At 69.3% G+C, this 13,718-nt stretch carries 14 protein-coding genes; 6 read left to right on the top strand and 8 right to left on the bottom strand.

Features of this window, described 5'->3' with window-relative positions; translation table 11 throughout:
- Window positions 1-13: 13 nt before the first annotated feature.
- Window positions 14-589, bottom strand: a complete 576-nt coding sequence (locus KBY70_RS04255) for an HdeD family acid-resistance protein (RefSeq protein ID WP_254987525.1) — start codon at window positions 587-589, stop codon at window positions 14-16.
- Between the two features lie 61 nt (window positions 590-650).
- A complete protein-coding gene (locus KBY70_RS04260) occupies window positions 651-1,397 on the bottom strand; it encodes a riboflavin synthase (protein WP_094559713.1) in 747 nt (248 codons plus the stop codon).
- Window positions 1,398-1,461: 64 nt separating this feature from the next.
- On the opposite strand from KBY70_RS04260, the gene KBY70_RS04265 reads away from it, so the two are divergent.
- Entirely contained in the window at window positions 1,462-2,073 is a 612-nt protein-coding gene (locus tag KBY70_RS04265; protein WP_254987526.1) for a bifunctional nuclease family protein, read from the top strand.
- Window positions 2,070-3,209 (top strand): aldo/keto reductase, encoded by a 1,140-nt coding sequence (locus tag KBY70_RS04270; protein WP_254987527.1) that lies wholly within the window; start codon window positions 2,070-2,072, stop codon window positions 3,207-3,209. Before KBY70_RS04265 ends, KBY70_RS04270 begins: the two co-directional genes overlap by 4 nt.
- A gap of 3 nt (window positions 3,210-3,212) precedes the next feature.
- Here the strand turns inward: KBY70_RS04270 and KBY70_RS04275 are convergent, their stop codons facing one another.
- Genes KBY70_RS04275 through topA form a run of 5 tightly spaced genes read right to left on the bottom strand, consistent with a single transcriptional unit; the run spans window position 3,213 to window position 9,282 of the window.
- Window positions 3,213-4,289, bottom strand: coding sequence for a twin-arginine translocation pathway signal (locus tag KBY70_RS04275; RefSeq protein WP_254987528.1), 1,077 nt, complete (start codon window positions 4,287-4,289; stop codon window positions 3,213-3,215).
- A gap of 10 nt (window positions 4,290-4,299) precedes the next feature.
- Window positions 4,300-5,418 (bottom strand): nicotinate-nucleotide--dimethylbenzimidazole phosphoribosyltransferase, encoded by a 1,119-nt coding sequence (locus tag KBY70_RS04280; RefSeq protein WP_254987529.1) that lies wholly within the window; start codon window positions 5,416-5,418, stop codon window positions 4,300-4,302.
- An 8-nt stretch (window positions 5,419-5,426) separates the two neighbouring features.
- On the bottom strand, window positions 5,427-6,089 hold the full coding sequence (locus KBY70_RS04285; RefSeq protein WP_254987531.1) for a DUF2232 domain-containing protein: 663 nt from the start codon (window positions 6,087-6,089) through the stop codon (window positions 5,427-5,429).
- Complete coding sequence (locus KBY70_RS04290) at window positions 6,089-6,550, bottom strand: hypothetical protein (RefSeq protein ID WP_254987532.1); 462 nt, start codon at window positions 6,548-6,550, stop codon at window positions 6,089-6,091. Before KBY70_RS04290 ends, KBY70_RS04285 begins: the two co-directional genes overlap by 1 nt.
- Before the next feature lie 8 nt (window positions 6,551-6,558).
- Entirely contained in the window at window positions 6,559-9,282 is a 2,724-nt protein-coding gene (gene topA, locus KBY70_RS04295) for a type I DNA topoisomerase (RefSeq protein ID WP_254987614.1), read from the bottom strand.
- Between the two features lie 110 nt (window positions 9,283-9,392).
- On the opposite strand from topA, the gene KBY70_RS04300 reads away from it, so the two are divergent.
- The 4 genes from KBY70_RS04300 (at window position 9,393) to KBY70_RS04315 (ending at window position 12,515) form a co-directional block, all read left to right on the top strand.
- Window positions 9,393-10,952 carry an NAD(P)H-quinone oxidoreductase subunit N gene (locus tag KBY70_RS04300; RefSeq protein ID WP_254987534.1) on the top strand — a complete coding sequence of 520 codons (1,560 nt, stop codon included), beginning with the start codon at window positions 9,393-9,395 and terminating at the stop codon, window positions 10,950-10,952.
- Between the two features lie 57 nt (window positions 10,953-11,009).
- Complete coding sequence (locus KBY70_RS04305) at window positions 11,010-11,291, top strand: DUF1778 domain-containing protein (RefSeq protein ID WP_094559708.1); 282 nt, start codon at window positions 11,010-11,012, stop codon at window positions 11,289-11,291.
- Window positions 11,278-11,757: a GNAT family N-acetyltransferase gene (locus tag KBY70_RS04310; protein ID WP_254987536.1), complete on the top strand. Its 480-nt coding sequence runs from the start codon at window positions 11,278-11,280 to the stop codon at window positions 11,755-11,757. Before KBY70_RS04305 ends, KBY70_RS04310 begins: the two co-directional genes overlap by 14 nt.
- A gap of 140 nt (window positions 11,758-11,897) precedes the next feature.
- Window positions 11,898-12,515 carry an ABC transporter ATP-binding protein gene (locus KBY70_RS04315; protein WP_094559827.1) on the top strand — a complete coding sequence of 206 codons (618 nt, stop codon included), beginning with the start codon at window positions 11,898-11,900 and terminating at the stop codon, window positions 12,513-12,515.
- A 126-nt stretch (window positions 12,516-12,641) separates the two neighbouring features.
- Here KBY70_RS04315 and KBY70_RS04320 read toward each other — a convergent pair whose 3' ends face one another.
- Window positions 12,642-13,718: a M23 family metallopeptidase gene (locus KBY70_RS04320; protein ID WP_254987537.1), complete on the bottom strand. Its 1,077-nt coding sequence runs from the start codon at window positions 13,716-13,718 to the stop codon at window positions 12,642-12,644.

Below are 13,718 nucleotides of genomic sequence, written 5' to 3' on the forward strand. Positions count from 1 at the left end.
TCATCGCCCTTCTTCAGTCATCACCATGAAAGCTGGCGCTGAAGGCCAGCAGGTCGATGCCGCTGAATAGGAAGCTGATGCCCACCAGCACACCGATCACCCACAGCAGGCCCCAGCCCTGCATGGTCACAATCAGCACGCCCAGGATCAGGGTGACGATGCCATTGAGCAGGCCCCAACCCCAACCCCTCACCTGGGTGTGGCCAAGCGACACCAGCACCGACACCACGCCCTCCAGGATGAAGACGAGGCCGATGGCGAAGGCCAGGCTGGCCACCACAACACCACCCTCCAGCGGCCCGCCGCGGAACTGCTGAATCATCCAGGCCCCCACGACGATGAACAGGGTGGAGATCACCAGGCGCCAGAAGCAATACCAGCGGCCCAACTGACGGGAGCGGGCCAGATTGCTCACCCAACCCACGATGCCGCCCACCAGAAAGGCAACCGCCACGATCACGGTGATCCAGGCTGAGGCCACCACCGGAAAGATCAGAGCCAGCACCCCCAGCACCAGCATCAACACCCCCTCAAACAGGGTGAAGGCTTTGAGTCCCGCGCCATTGGGGGACAACAGACTTGAACCCATCAGTGTTCCATCGATATCACTCGGACCGTAATCACGGTGGGCGGCCCTGGCCACACGCGGCTCAGACCCAGCCGTGATCAGCCAACCAGGCGGCATCGACGCCAGCTCCGGAGCTCCCCTGCTCGTTGTTTCTCTGTTCAGCTCCGTTGAACGTTTTGTTCAACAAACCCAAATCGCCATTCCAGGAGTCCCCGCCCCCCCCTCCTCGGCCCGCCAGCAACCGCTCGGTGTACTTGGCCAGCAGATCGGCCTCCAGATTCACCCCATGGCCGACGGCCAGCTGGGCGAGGGTCGTGCTGGCCCAGGTGTGGGGGATCACAGCGATCCAGAAGCCCCCGCCATCCGCGTCGCAACCCGCCACGGTGAGGCTGATGCCATCAACCGCCACGCTGGCCTTTTCGCAGATGTAGCGGCCGTAGGCGGGGTCGTTCCAGGCCAGCTCGAGGCGCCAGGAGGCCGGCTGACGCGCAATCGCCCGCACCACCCCCAACCCGTCCACATGGCCGCTCACCAAGTGGCCACCGAGGCGATCCGCCAGCCGCAGGGCCGGCTCCAGATTCACCGCCCCGCCCCGGTCCGCCTTGGCCGCCAGGGTGGTGCGTCCAAGCGTCTCTTCGCTCACGTCCGCACGAAACCCATCGGCCAGGCGCTCGGCCACGGTGAGACACACCCCATCCACCGCCACGCTGTCGCCCAGGGCCAGCTGGGCTGGCCCCCAAGCCGCACCCGCCGGCGGATGCCACTGCACCTGCACCCCCTTGGAACTGCGCCGGATTGCACCGATTGCCTGCACCAGCCCGGTAAACATCCGCTATCAAGCCCAGGGCGAACCAATCTGGCCATAATCGTGCAAAGGGTGGACCAGGCAAGCCATGGTCGAGATGCGCGTTGCCGGAATTGCCCTGGATGCGGCCAGCCGCAGTCCGATTGTGTTGCTGCGCGATCCCGCGGGCCGGCGCCAGGTGCCGATCTGGATCGACCAGGCCCAGGCCCAAAACATCCTGGCCGGCCTCAGCGACGAGGCGCCGCCGCGGCCCCTCAGCCACGACCTGATGGCCTCCCTGATCGACGCGGGGGGGCTGCAGCTCGACCGGGTGGTGATCCACACGATCGAAGACAGCACCTTCCGCGCCGTGCTGAAACTGAGCCCTGCCGAGCCTGAGCACGCCAATCTCGACGCTCAAGCAGCCGAAACCCAGACAGCCGAAGCCCAAACAGCCGAGGCGGCCGTGCAGGCCCCGGCTGGCCTCGAACTCGATGCCCGCCCCAGCGACGCGATCGCCCTGGCCCTGCGCACCGGCAGCCCGATCTGGATGCTGGAGGAGGTGGTGGCCGATGCCTCGATCCCGGTGGACGCGGAGGCCGATGCAGAAGACCAGGACAATTTCCGCCGCTTCCTGGACAGCACCAGCCCCGCCGACCTGGTGCGCCACCTCAAGCAAGCCCACCCAGAGACCGAGCCGCCGGACACACCCGCGCCATGACAGCCCCGGCCCTGCGCCCCTTCGGCGATGGCCCTCCGGTGTCCCCCTTCAGCCTTGGCACGATGCGGGCCCTGGGCAGCCCGGCGCAGATGGAGGCCGTGCTGCGCGCCGCCCTGGCCGCCGGCATCAACCACCTGGAAACAGCCCCCGCCTACGGCCCCGCCGAAAGCTTCCTGGGCCAGGCCCTCGCCGCCCTGGCCGCAGAGGGCCTGGCCCCGGAGGGCGGCTGGCGGATCACCAGCAAGCTCCTGCCAGTCTCGGACCTCGCCACCGCCCAGCAGCAGCTGCGGGCGATCCTGGCGCGCCTCGGCGTGGCGCAGCTCACCACCCTGGCCGTCCACGGCCTCAACACGCCGGAGCACCTGGAGTGGGCCCTGCACGGCCCCGGCGGCGACCTGCTGGCCTGGGCCCGCGGCGAAGGGCTGGTGGGCCAGGTGGGCTTCAGCAGCCACGGCAGCCCCGAGCTGATCGAGGCCGCCCTCGCCTCCGGGGCTTTCCGGGTGTGCAGCCTGCACCTGCACCTCTTCGACCAAACCCGCCTGCCCCTGGCCCGCACCGCCCTGGCCGGCGGCATCGGCGTGCTGGCCATCTCCCCGGCCGACAAAGGGGGCCGCCTCTACGACCCGCCGCCGGAGCTGCTGGCCGACTGCGCCCCGTTTCACCCCCTCGAGCTGGCCTACCGCTTTCTGTTGGATGAGGGGGTCTCCACCCTGAGCCTGGGGGCCGAGCAGCCGGGCGATCTGGCCTGGGCCACTGCCATTCAAGGGCCCTCGCCCTGGCTGAGTGCCGCGCAACTCGCAGCCCTGGAGCGCCTGAGTGCCGCGGGCCGGGAGCGCCTGGGGGCCGAGCGCTGCGGTCAGTGCCGCGCCTGCCTGCCCTGCCCCAACGGCGTGCCGATCCCTGAGCTGCTGCGCCTGCGCAACCTGGCCGTCGGCCACGGCATGGAGGCGTTCGCGGGCGAGCGCTACAACCTGATCGGCCGCGCCGGCCACTGGTGGGAGGAGCGCAATGCCGAGGCCTGCCAAAGCTGTGGCGCCTGCCTGCCCCGCTGCCCCCACCAGTTGCCCATCCCCGCGCTGCTGGCCGACACCCACCGGCGTCTGGCCGCCGCACCGAGACGGCGCCTCTGGGGCTGAATCTCAGGATCTGGGCGCGGCCGCATCCCAGAGGTTCTGCTGGGCGAGCTGCTGGGCCAGGCTGAGCGGCGGCAGGCTCCAGCAGCGCTGCAGCAGGGCATCGCCGGGCAGCAGCAGCGCGGCCATCGCCGCCGGAAAGCGCCGGGCCATCGGCGCCAGCTGCGCCTGGGGCAGGGGCGGCACCCAACCCCGGGCCAGCAGTTGCTCCAGCAGGGGCGGCTCCAGCACGGCCCCCAGCCACTCCAAGGGGGGCTGCTGGGGTGGGCTCGCCGCCGGCCGCAGCAGCAGCTGCCAGCTGAGCGGCGCCCCCGACTCCGGCCAGATCACCGCCAGGCGCTGGTCGCGGCGCAGCAGGGGGATCAGGCGCTGCAGGGGCAGCACCGCCGCGTCGGCTTTGCCGCTGAGCAGCAGATTGAGCCCATCGCGCTCGTCGTAGGCCAGGGCCTGGGCCCGCAATCGCTCGAGCTGGGCGAAATCGCCTTTGACGATCTCCAGGCTGATGCGGGGGCTGGAGGGCAGCACCAGCCGGCCCCGCAGGCTGGGATCGAGCAGCAGCGCCCAGCCCTCCTGCCGCCGGGCCAGCAGGTCGGAGCGGCTGCGCAGGGCGATCACCCAGGGGCTGTAGGCCCAGGGAAAGGCCAGTTCGCCGGCGCCGACCGAGCCAAACAGCCGCGCCACCTCGGCACTGAAGGGCGCCAAGCGGGCCCACAGCCGCGGCGCCCCAAACGGCTGCAGCACCTTGGGGCCCAGACCGCTGGCCAGACCGCTGCCCAGACCGCTGGCCCAGCCGTCGCTGAGGGCGACCAAACCAGGCTGCGCGCCGGGCTGCACTCTGGGCTGCGCGGTGTGTTGCACACCCTGTTGCACAACCACCTGAAGCTGTTGTTGCACCGCAGCGGGGTCCGCCAGTTGCTGGGAGCGCCAGGGATCCGGCAGTTGCTTCAGCCAGGCGGCCGGCAGTTCGCCCTCAGCCAGCAGCAACTGGGGGCCCTCAGCGGGGCGGCAGGCGGCCAGCAGGCCGGCGCCCAGCCCCAGCTGCAGCAGCCGGCGACGGGAGAGCGGGGCAGACAACAGAGCCATGGCTGCGACCCTAGACACCGAGCTCAAGCCGGCAGGCCTGGTCGCAGGCGGCCGCCAGGGCCGCAGGGGGCAGGCCAGCCAGCTCCCAGAGCAGGGCCAGGCCGCCGGCCCCCACCCCCTCCTTGACGTAGCCGCGCTCGTAGTCGCGCAGGGCTGCGCTGCTGCAGCCGTGGAAGCGCAGGGCCGCCACCTCCAGCCGCGGCTGCACCTGCCACTGGGCACCGATGCGCGCCAGCAGCAGGGCCAGATCGCTGCCGGGCTCCTCGGCCACCCAGGCCGTGGTGGCAAGCCCCACCTGGCTCACCAGCGCCTGGCGCCCTTCGGGCTCCGCCAGGGCCAGGGCCAGGGCGAGCACCGCCGCCATCTGGCTGCCGCCGGCCAGCAGCACGGGGGTGCCCCGCGCCGCGGCCGCCGCCACCAAACCAGCCGCCAACGCCTGCATCGGATCGCCCACCGCCGCCAGCACGGCCATGGGACTGGGCTCGGCGCCGCCCCCAGGCACAACCCCAGCCACGGCTGCCTCTAGGCCCCGCCGCACCAACGCCGCCTTGAGGCCATGGGCCGGTTGGCGCAGGCTGCCGCTCACCAGCCCGGCCGCCTCCACCCCCAACCCCTGCAGCACCGCCAGAGCGGTTGTGGTGCCCCCCGGCACACACTCCGCCAGCAGCAGCGGCTCGGCGGGGTTCCAGCGCTCTCCCCAGGAGCGGCCGCGCTGCAGCAGGGCCTTCACCCGGGCCGGATCGAGGGCCCGGCCAGTGCTGAGGCAGCAGGCCGGGCCGGCGCTCTCGAGCGCGGGCAGGCGCAGGTGCGGCACCGATGGGGCGATGGCACAGCCCAGATCCACCACCCGGGTGCGCTCCAGCAACCCCAACTCCCGCAGCACCACATGGCTGATCAAGGCTGGGCTCACCCCAGCCGGCAGGGGCGGCAGGGCATGAACTCGCCCAGCGCCGGGCCCCTGCAGCAGCAGCTCGGCGTCGGCGGCTGCCGTGCCCAGGCGGGCCTCGGGGGTGGCCCCGGCGGCGGAAATTCCCGGCACCGCTGCCGTGTCGGTGGCGGCCAGCAGCAGCAGGGTGCGACTGACCGGCCAGCCCTGCTGCAGCGCTGCTCGCCAGCGATCAGGGGCCATCGCCGGGCTCAGAGGGGATCGAGGGCCACCAGGGCGCGAAGGGCCCGGGGGGGCTCGGGGATCGGGGAGCGCAGGCGCGGAAAGATCCAGTAGGCCACCGCATGCAGGGCCAGCACCACGATTCCGTTCTGCACCCACACCAGGGCGACGGCGGCCAGCTGCACCTGGGCCAGGTCGATGCTGGCGGCCAGGCCCACCCAGCCGGCCAGCCTCTCCAGCAAACCAGCGGCCGCGCTGGTGAGCACCACCCAGAGGTTTTCCCCCACCAGCAGCGACAACACCGCCACCCGCACCAGAAAGCCTGCCGCACCGATCAGGCTGCCGAGGCCCCAGCTCACCCACCAGCTGGCCCGCCAGCCGCCGGTGCCGCGCCAGCACCAGCCCAGCCACAGCGCCAGGAAGCCGTAGGGGAAGAGCACCAGGGGGCCGCGGATCGGCCCCATCAGGGCCACCAGCAGCAGGGCCGTCACCACCAGGCCCTCCACGGCACAGCGCCAGCCGTGGCGGAGCTGCAACAGGGCCAGGGGCAGGGGCAGGGCTAGCCGAAACAGAGGGCTGCCCACCGGCAGGTAATACAGCGCCACCCACAGCAGGGCAGTGGCGGACGCCAGATAGGCCGTGTCCATCAACTGGCGGGCCTGTCCGCGCGTGAGCTGGCGGCGGGATGGCATCAACGCGGTGCCGGGGCCGGCGTGACCGTGGGTGCCGGCGTGACGGTGGGCGCTGGCTTCGGCGTGGACGCGCCGATGCGCTCGATCATCTCCACTTCGAAGCTCACGCCCGCCGCCCGCAGGGCCTCAGTAACGGCCTCGGCGGGGGCGGCCGGATCGGCCGCAGGCAACTGAATTGTGATCCGGTAGGGGGCCGGCTTGGTGGGTGAAGCCACCGAAGGAAGCGGCGGGGCGAGCGGGGGCTTGGGGCTCGCCCCATTCGGGGCTGCCGTAGTGGGGGCTGCCGTAGTGGGGGCTGCCGGAGTGGGGGCTGCCGGAGTGAGGGCCACGGGCTGGGCTGGGGGCGCCGAGAAACTGCGGGAGAGCTGGTCGCCCAAACGGGTGCCGCTGCAGCCAGCCAGAGCCAGGCCGCAAACCGCCAATGCCAACCGCATCTGCAACCGCAGGCGACCCCAGGCCATGGCGGCCATCAGCTGTCAGCCGCCCGGATCACGCGCACCGCACTGGCCCGCAGGCGGCCTGTTTTGGTGGTGGTGGGGGCCTTCGGGGCAGCTGTTTTGGCGGCGGGCTTTTTGGCAGCAGGCTTCTTGGCGGCGCCGGCAGCTGGCTTGCGGCCCTTGGCCTTGCCGGTGGCGGCCTTGGCGGCGAGCAGCTCCACGGCCAGCTCCAGGGTGATGGTGTCGGCGGTGGTGCCCTCCGGCAACGACGCATTCACCTTTCCTTGCTTCACGTAGAGGCCATAGGGGCCATCGAACAATTGGATCGCCTCATCGCCCCCCTCAGGAGTGCCGAGATCCTTCAGGGCGGTGCGGCCGCCACGGCCCTTCTTGGGCATGGCCAGCAATTCCACGGCGCGGCTCAGCCCCACCATCAGCACATCGTCTTCGGCCTTGAGGGAGCGGTAGTCCTTCTCGCCCTTGCCCTTGTGGTGCACCACGTAGGGCCCGAAGCGGCCCAGGCCCGCCTCGATCTTGCCGCCATCGGGGTGCTCCCCGAGCTGCCGCGGCAGCCGCAGCAGGCCTAGGGCATCCTCGAGGCTGAGCTCCTCCGGCTTGACGCCCTTCGGCAGCGAAGCCCGCTTGGGCTTGGGATTCTCATCGCTCACCTGGCCCCGCTGCACGTAGGGCCCGTACTGGCCAAACAGCAGATACACCAGATCGCCCGTTTCCGGATCCTCGCCTAGGGATTCGGGGCCATCGGCCTTCTGCTTGAGAATCAGCTCGGCCTTGTCGGCATCGAGATCGGCCGGGGTGATCTCCTGGGGCAGGGTGGCCTTGAGCAGCTCTTCGCTGCCGTCGTCGGCCACGCGCTTGGTTTCCAGGTAGGCACCGAAGCGGCCGATGCGCACCACGCAAGGCAGGCCCTCGAGCTCCACCGTGCGCGACACCCCCGGATCGATGTCGCCTTCGCGCTGGGCCACCTGGGTTTCCAGGCCCTGCTCGCCCTTGTAGAAGCTCTGCAGGTAGGGCAGCCACTGCACCTGGCCGTGGGAGATCTCATCGAGGGTGTTCTCCATCCGGGCGGTGAAGCTGGTGTCCACCAGGTCCGGGAAGTGCTCCTCCAGCAGGGCCGTGACCGCAAAGGCCGTGAAGCTTGGGGTGAGGGCGTTGCCCGCCAGGGTGGCGTAACCCCGGTCGACGATCGTGCCAATGATCGAGGCGTAGGTGGAGGGGCGGCCGATCCCCTCTTTTTCCAGCATCTTCACCAGGGCCGCTTCGCTGTAGCGGGCGGGGGGCTGGGTTTGGTGGCCGAGGGCCTCCACCGCCTTGCAGGCCGGGCGATCGCCCACTTTCAGGGCCGGCAGCAGCACCTCCTGGCCCTCCAGGGCGGCATCGGGATCATCGGAGCCCTCCACGTAGGCGCGGAAGAAGCCGGCGAAGTCGATGCGCTTGCCGGAGGCGCGGAAGCTGGCAGGGCCCAGAGCGCCGCCGTCGGCCTGCAGTTCCACCGCCAGCATGGTGAGCCGGGCGTCAGCCATCTGGCTGGCCACCGTGCGCTTCCAGATCAGCTCGTAGAGGGCCAGATCGCGGCCATCGAGGCCGGTGGCGGCGGGATCGCGGAAACTCTCACCGGCGGGGCGGATCGCTTCGTGGGCCTCCTGGGCGTTGCGGGCTTTGGTGGAAAACTGGCGGGGAGACGGGCTCAGATAGTCCTTGCCGTATTTGGCGCCCACGCAGCTGCGGGCGGCGTTGATCGCCTGGTCGCTGAGGTGCACCGAATCGGTGCGCATGTAGGTGATGAAGCCGCGCTCGTACAGCCCTTGGGCGGTGCGCATGGTTTCGCGGGCCGAGAGCCGCAGCTTGCGGTTGGCCTCCTGCTGCAGGGTGCTGGTGGTGAAGGGGGGCACGGGCTTGCGCACCGTGGGCTTCTCCTCCACCTCCGCCACGGTCCAGGCGGCGCCCTGCACCTGGGCCTGAAGGGCTTTGGCCTCGGCCTCGCTCAGCAGTCGCACCTTGCTGCCGGCCTTGAGGGCTCCGGTGCTCTCATCAAAATCGGAGCCACCGGCGATCTTCACGCCGCCCAGCTGGCTCAGCTTGGCCTCAAAGCCAGCGCCGGCCTGCTCCAGCCGGGCCTTGAGGTCCCAGTAGCTGCCGCTCCTGAAGGCCCGGCGGGCCCGCTCGCGCTGCACGAGCAGGCGCACCGCCACCGACTGGACGCGGCCGGCGCTCAGCCCCCACGCCACCTTTTTCCACAGCAGCGGCGAGAGGGTGTAGCCCACCAACCGATCGAGAATGCGGCGGGTTTCCTGGGCGTGCACCAGCTCCATGTCGAGCTCGCGGGTCTGCTCCAGGGCCCGACCGATGGCTTCTTTGGTGATCTCGTGGAACACCATGCGCTTCACCGGCACCTTGGGGCTGAGCAGCTGCAGCAGGTGCCAGCTGATCGATTCGCCTTCCCGGTCTTCGTCGGTGGCTAGCAGCAGCTGGTCGGCGCCCTTGAGGGCATCCTTGAGCTCCTTCACCACTATCTTCTTGTCCTTCGGCACCACGTAGAGGGGCTCGAAGTTGTTGGCGGTGTTCACGCCGAGGTTGGCCCACTTCTCACCCTTGTGGGCCGCCGGGATCTCACTGGCGTTGTTGGGCAGGTCGCGCACGTGCCCCATCGAGGCTTCCACCTTGAAGTCCTTGGGAAGGAAGCCGCGAATGGTGCGGGCCTTCGTGGGACTTTCGACAATGACCAGGGTGTGACCCACAGACCAGCGCATAACCGCTCCCCTCTTTATCGCATCCAGGGACCGGGTTGGCTGCGAAGCGCGGCTACAGTCCTCGAGATCACAGATCCCACCTCGCCGCCGTCTCCCTGATGTTTCTGCTTGGCGCCCTCTCCACCGTGGCCGATGCCATCGGCAGTGGTGCCGGAACCGGGGCGCTGAATCTGCAGCTCAACGCCGGCGCAATCGCCCCGGAAGCAGCGGTGCTGATCGCCCTGCTCACCTGCCTGCTGGTGGACTTGGCCGGCGAAAAGGCCGCCAGCCGCTGGGTGCCACCGATCTGCTACGCCGGCCTGGGAAGTGCCCTGGTGCTGCTGGCGCTGCAGTGGAACACGCCGGATCTGCAGCCCTCCTTCGTGGGCTCCTTCCTGGCCGACAACCTCGCCATCGCCTTCAGGGCGGTGGTGGCGGCCTCCACCTTGATCTCCCTGATGCTGAGCTGGCGCTACGTGGAGCGCAGCGGCACCCCGGTGGGCGAATTCGCCGGCATCCTGCTGGCCGCCACCCTCGGGGCGATGTTCCTGTGCGGCGCCACCGACCTGGTGAGTATCTTCGTGTCGCTCGAAACCCTCTCGGTGTCGAGCTACCTGCTGGCGGGCTACATGAAGCGAGACGCCCGCAGCTCCGAGGCGGCGTTGAAATATCTCCTGGTGGGCTCGGCGGCGGCGGCGGTGTTTCTCTACGGCGCCTCCCTGCTCTACGGACTCACCGGTGGCGCCACGGGCCTCGATGCGGTGGCGGTGGCCCTGCGCACCAGTGCCTCGCCCGTGACCGCCCTGGCCCTGGTGTTTGTGCTGGCCACGGTGGCCTTCAAGATCGCGGCGGTGCCCTTCCACCAGTGGACCCCCGACGTCTACGAGGGCTCGCCCACCCCGGTGGTGGCGTTTCTGTCGGTGGGATCCAAGGCGGCTGGCTTCGCCCTGGCCCTGCGCATCCTGGTGGGCTGCTTCGAGAGCTTCGATGCCCAGTGGAAGCTGCTGTTCACCGTGTTGGCGGTGCTGAGCATGGTGCTGGGCAACGTGGTGGCCCTGGCCCAAACCTCGATGAAGCGGATGCTGGCCTACAGCTCCATCGGCCAGGCCGGCTTCGTGATGATCGGCCTGGTGTGCGGCACCGAGGACGGCTTCGCCGCGATGGTGCTCTACATGGCGGCCTACCTGTTCATGAACCTGGGCGCCTTTGCCTGCATCATCCTGTTTTCGCTGCGCACCGGCAGCGACCGGATCGCCGACTACGCCGGCCTTTACCAGAAGGATCCACTGATCACCCTGGGGCTGAGCCTCTGCCTGCTGTCGCTCGGTGGGATTCCGCCGATGCTGGGCTTCTTCGGCAAGATCTACCTCTTCTTCGCCGGCTGGGCCGACCACCAATACCTGCTGGTGGTGGTGGGCTTGGTCACCTCGGTGGTGTCGATCTACTACTACATCTCGGTGATCAAGATGATGGTGGTGAAGGAGCCCCAGGACGCCTCCGAGGTGGTGAAGGCCTATCCGGAGATCAGCTGGAGCGTGGCCGGCCTGCCCGCCCTGCGCACCGCCCTGGTGGGCTGCGTGATCGTCACCGCCGTGGGCGGCATCCTATCCAACCCGCTGTTCGTCTGGGCCAGCGAAGCCGTCACCGGCACGCCGATGCTGGTGCAGGCGATTGGCTGACCGGCCAAACAAAGCGGTCAAGGCTCAGTACAATGTCATTACAACCACTGGGGCGCGATGGGCAGGGATCAGGTGCTGCAGCTTCGGGCCAGCAGTGAACAGCGGCAGCTGATTGATCAGGCCGCTGCTGCCGAAGGCGTCAGTCGCACCGAGTTCATGCTGCGCTGCTGCCAGGAGCGTGCCCGCGACGTGCTGCTCGAGCGCACGGTGTTCTCTTTGGGTGATGAACAAAGCACCGCGCTGCTCAACGACCTCAACGATCCGGCCTTGAAGGCACAAGACCAGGCCGCCATCCAACAACTGCTCGCTGCCCCACGCCCCTGGCATGCAGGCTCCTGAATCCCTGGGGGATCAGCATCAACTCGGAGACTTTGATTGCGGCGATGCCCCGCTCAACCGCTGGCTGACTCACCGCGCCCGCCAAAACGAGCGGGAGGGGGTGTCTCGAACGGTGGTGGTTTGCCTGGAGGACAGCAAGGTCGTGATTGCTTACAGCTGCCTTTCGGCTGGCGCGATCCTGCTCTCTGACGTACCGAACCGGCTGAGGCGCAACATGCCCAATCCTTTACCCGTGCTGGTGATGGGCAGGCTGGCGGTGGACCAGCGTTATCAAGGGAAAGGCCTGGGCAGGGCCCTGGTGGCGGATGCGCTGAGCCGAAGTCTGAAGGCGCGCCAACTGATCGGTGCCAAAGCACTGCTGGTGCACGCTCTGGATGATCGGGCTGCAGGGTTCTACCGATCGCTGGGGTTTCGCCCTTCTCCCATCGACGTCCTAACCCTGATGATCCAATTGGATCCGGTGTGAGTCTCAAGCTCACGCCATGCTGGTGTCATTGAGCCAGGCAAGGCAATGGCGCCGATAGCCTTCTCCAACTCGTTGTTTAGCCCTTGCCCAAACCGGTCGCCGAACTGATCAGCGTGGACAAGATCTATGGCAGCGGCGAGATGGCCGTCAGAGCCCTCGACCACGTGGACCTCACCGTGAACCGGGGCGACTACCTGGCCGTGATGGGAGCCTCCGGCTCGGGCAAAAGCACCGCCATGAACATCCTCGGCTGCCTCGACCGACCCACCGCTGGCAGCTACCGCCTCAATGACACCCCGGTGGATGGGCTCAGCGACGACCAGCTGGCCGACCTGCGCAACCGAGATCTGGGCTTTGTGTTTCAGCAGTTCCACCTGCTGCCCCAGCTGAGCGCCCTCGACAACGTGATGCTGCCGATGGTGTACGCAGGGGTGCCCGCCGCCGAACGGCTGCGACGGGCCCAGGCAGCGCTCGAGCGGGTGGGGCTGGCCCAACGGCTGCACAACAAACCCAACCAGCTCTCCGGGGGCCAACAGCAACGGGTGGCCATCGCCCGGGCGATCATCAACCAGCCGGCGCTGCTGCTGGCTGACGAGCCCACCGGCGCCCTCGATTCCCAGACCACCGCCGAAGTGCTGGACATCTTTGATGCCCTGCATCGCGGCGGCATGACCGTGGTGATCGTGACCCACGAAGACGACGTGGCAGCCCGGGCAGAAAAGATCGTGCGCTTCCGCGACGGGCGGATCCTCAGCTGAAGGGGCGGCCAGCGGGTGGAAGCCAACTCCAAAACCGATCTTGGGTTTGTTGCACAACGTGTTCAACAAACCTGATCCGCCCAACTGGCAGGCCGCAGCCGTCCGCCCGCCAGCCAGCCGTTGTGATCAACCCTGATTCGCCGGGTTGGCGGCGGGCCGCTCCAGGCTCTGGAGCAGCTGGCCCATCAACAGGGCGATGGCATCACTGCCGGCGGCGCCTTGGCCGGGGTCGAGATCGCCGGGATCCACGGCCATCCAGCCGCCATCGCTAGGCAGCCGCAATTCGAAGTGCAGATGCGGACCGGTGCTCAGGCCCGTGCTGCCCACCCGGCCGATCACCTCGCCCTGGCGCACCCGATCGCCCTCCTTCACATAAAGCTCGCTGAGGTGGCCATACAAAGTGCGCCGCCGCGGCCGGTCGTGCTCCACCTCTATGGCGAGGCCATAGCCACCCGCCAGCCCGCTGCTCACCACCCGGCCGCCCAGGGCAGCCACCACCGGCGTGCCCTCCGGGGCCGCCAAATCCCGGCCGGCATGCATCAACCAGCTGCCCAGGATGGGGTGCAGCCGGTAGCCGAAATTGCTGCTGGTTACGGCCGAGCCGATCAGGGGGAACAGCAATTTCCGGTTGCCATTGCCGCCGATCGGTGCCGGCCGGGGCGTCACGCCGAACACGTCGGCTAGCCGGAAGCTGCCGCCGGACCCCGCCAGCAGGGCCGACACCGGCACTGTGAGCGGCGGCAGGGGGCGTCCATCCAGGCCGAGGCGGACTGACTCCCCAGCCCCGGCTTCGTTGTTGAGGCGCCCGCGCCAGCGCACCACCACACCACTGCTGCACTCCTGCTGGGACAGGGCACCGCTGCGGCAGGCCTGCTGGTGGGCCGGCACGTTGAAGGGGGTCATCCCGCCACCGGAGCGGATCCGAGCCCGCTCCGCCGGACTCACCACCCCATCGCGCACCAGGGCGTCGAGGGAGGCATCAAAGCGGGCAGGGGGGCGAGCAGGCGCCAACTGGCTGGCATCGGGCCGCAGCGGCAGGGCCACGGGCACCGGCGGCGGCAGCTCCGGACTGATCGGCGCCGGGGTGAGCTGGTCCTGACCCCAGGCCAACCCCACCCCCAGTAAGGGTACCGTCACCACAGGCAGCAGCGCCAACATCGCCTTGGCGCGGGAGGATTGGCGCTGGCTGATCGGATCACTCAT

It is taken from the genome of Cyanobium sp. ATX 6E8, assembly GCF_024346335.1.
Classification (GTDB): domain Bacteria; phylum Cyanobacteriota; class Cyanobacteriia; order PCC-6307; family Cyanobiaceae; genus Cyanobium_A.

What these genes read in the sequence shown, in the direction of transcription:
- KBY70_RS04255 (WP_254987525.1), bottom strand. Translation starts at nt 589, where the DNA reads ATGGGTTCAAGTCTGTTGTCCCCCAATGGCGCGGGACTCAAAGCCTTC.
- KBY70_RS04260 (WP_094559713.1), bottom strand. Translation starts at nt 1,397, where the DNA reads ATGTTTACCGGGCTGGTGCAGGCAATCGGTGCAATCCGGCGCAGTTCC.
- KBY70_RS04265 (WP_254987526.1), top strand. Translation starts at nt 1,462, where the DNA reads ATGGTCGAGATGCGCGTTGCCGGAATTGCCCTGGATGCGGCCAGCCGC.
- KBY70_RS04270 (WP_254987527.1), top strand. Translation starts at nt 2,070, where the DNA reads ATGACAGCCCCGGCCCTGCGCCCCTTCGGCGATGGCCCTCCGGTGTCC.
- KBY70_RS04275 (WP_254987528.1), bottom strand. Translation starts at nt 4,289, where the DNA reads ATGGCTCTGTTGTCTGCCCCGCTCTCCCGTCGCCGGCTGCTGCAGCTG.
- KBY70_RS04280 (WP_254987529.1), bottom strand. Translation starts at nt 5,418, where the DNA reads ATGGCCCCTGATCGCTGGCGAGCAGCGCTGCAGCAGGGCTGGCCGGTC.
- KBY70_RS04285 (WP_254987531.1), bottom strand. Translation starts at nt 6,089, where the DNA reads ATGCCATCCCGCCGCCAGCTCACGCGCGGACAGGCCCGCCAGTTGATG.
- KBY70_RS04290 (WP_254987532.1), bottom strand. Translation starts at nt 6,550, where the DNA reads ATGGCCTGGGGTCGCCTGCGGTTGCAGATGCGGTTGGCATTGGCGGTT.
- KBY70_RS04300 (WP_254987534.1), top strand. Translation starts at nt 9,393, where the DNA reads ATGTTTCTGCTTGGCGCCCTCTCCACCGTGGCCGATGCCATCGGCAGT.
- KBY70_RS04305 (WP_094559708.1), top strand. Translation starts at nt 11,010, where the DNA reads ATGGGCAGGGATCAGGTGCTGCAGCTTCGGGCCAGCAGTGAACAGCGG.
- KBY70_RS04310 (WP_254987536.1), top strand. Translation starts at nt 11,278, where the DNA reads ATGCAGGCTCCTGAATCCCTGGGGGATCAGCATCAACTCGGAGACTTT.
- KBY70_RS04315 (WP_094559827.1), top strand. Translation starts at nt 11,898, where the DNA reads ATGGCCGTCAGAGCCCTCGACCACGTGGACCTCACCGTGAACCGGGGC.
- KBY70_RS04320 (WP_254987537.1), bottom strand. Translation starts at nt 13,718, where the DNA reads ATGAGTGATCCGATCAGCCAGCGCCAATCCTCCCGCGCCAAGGCGATG.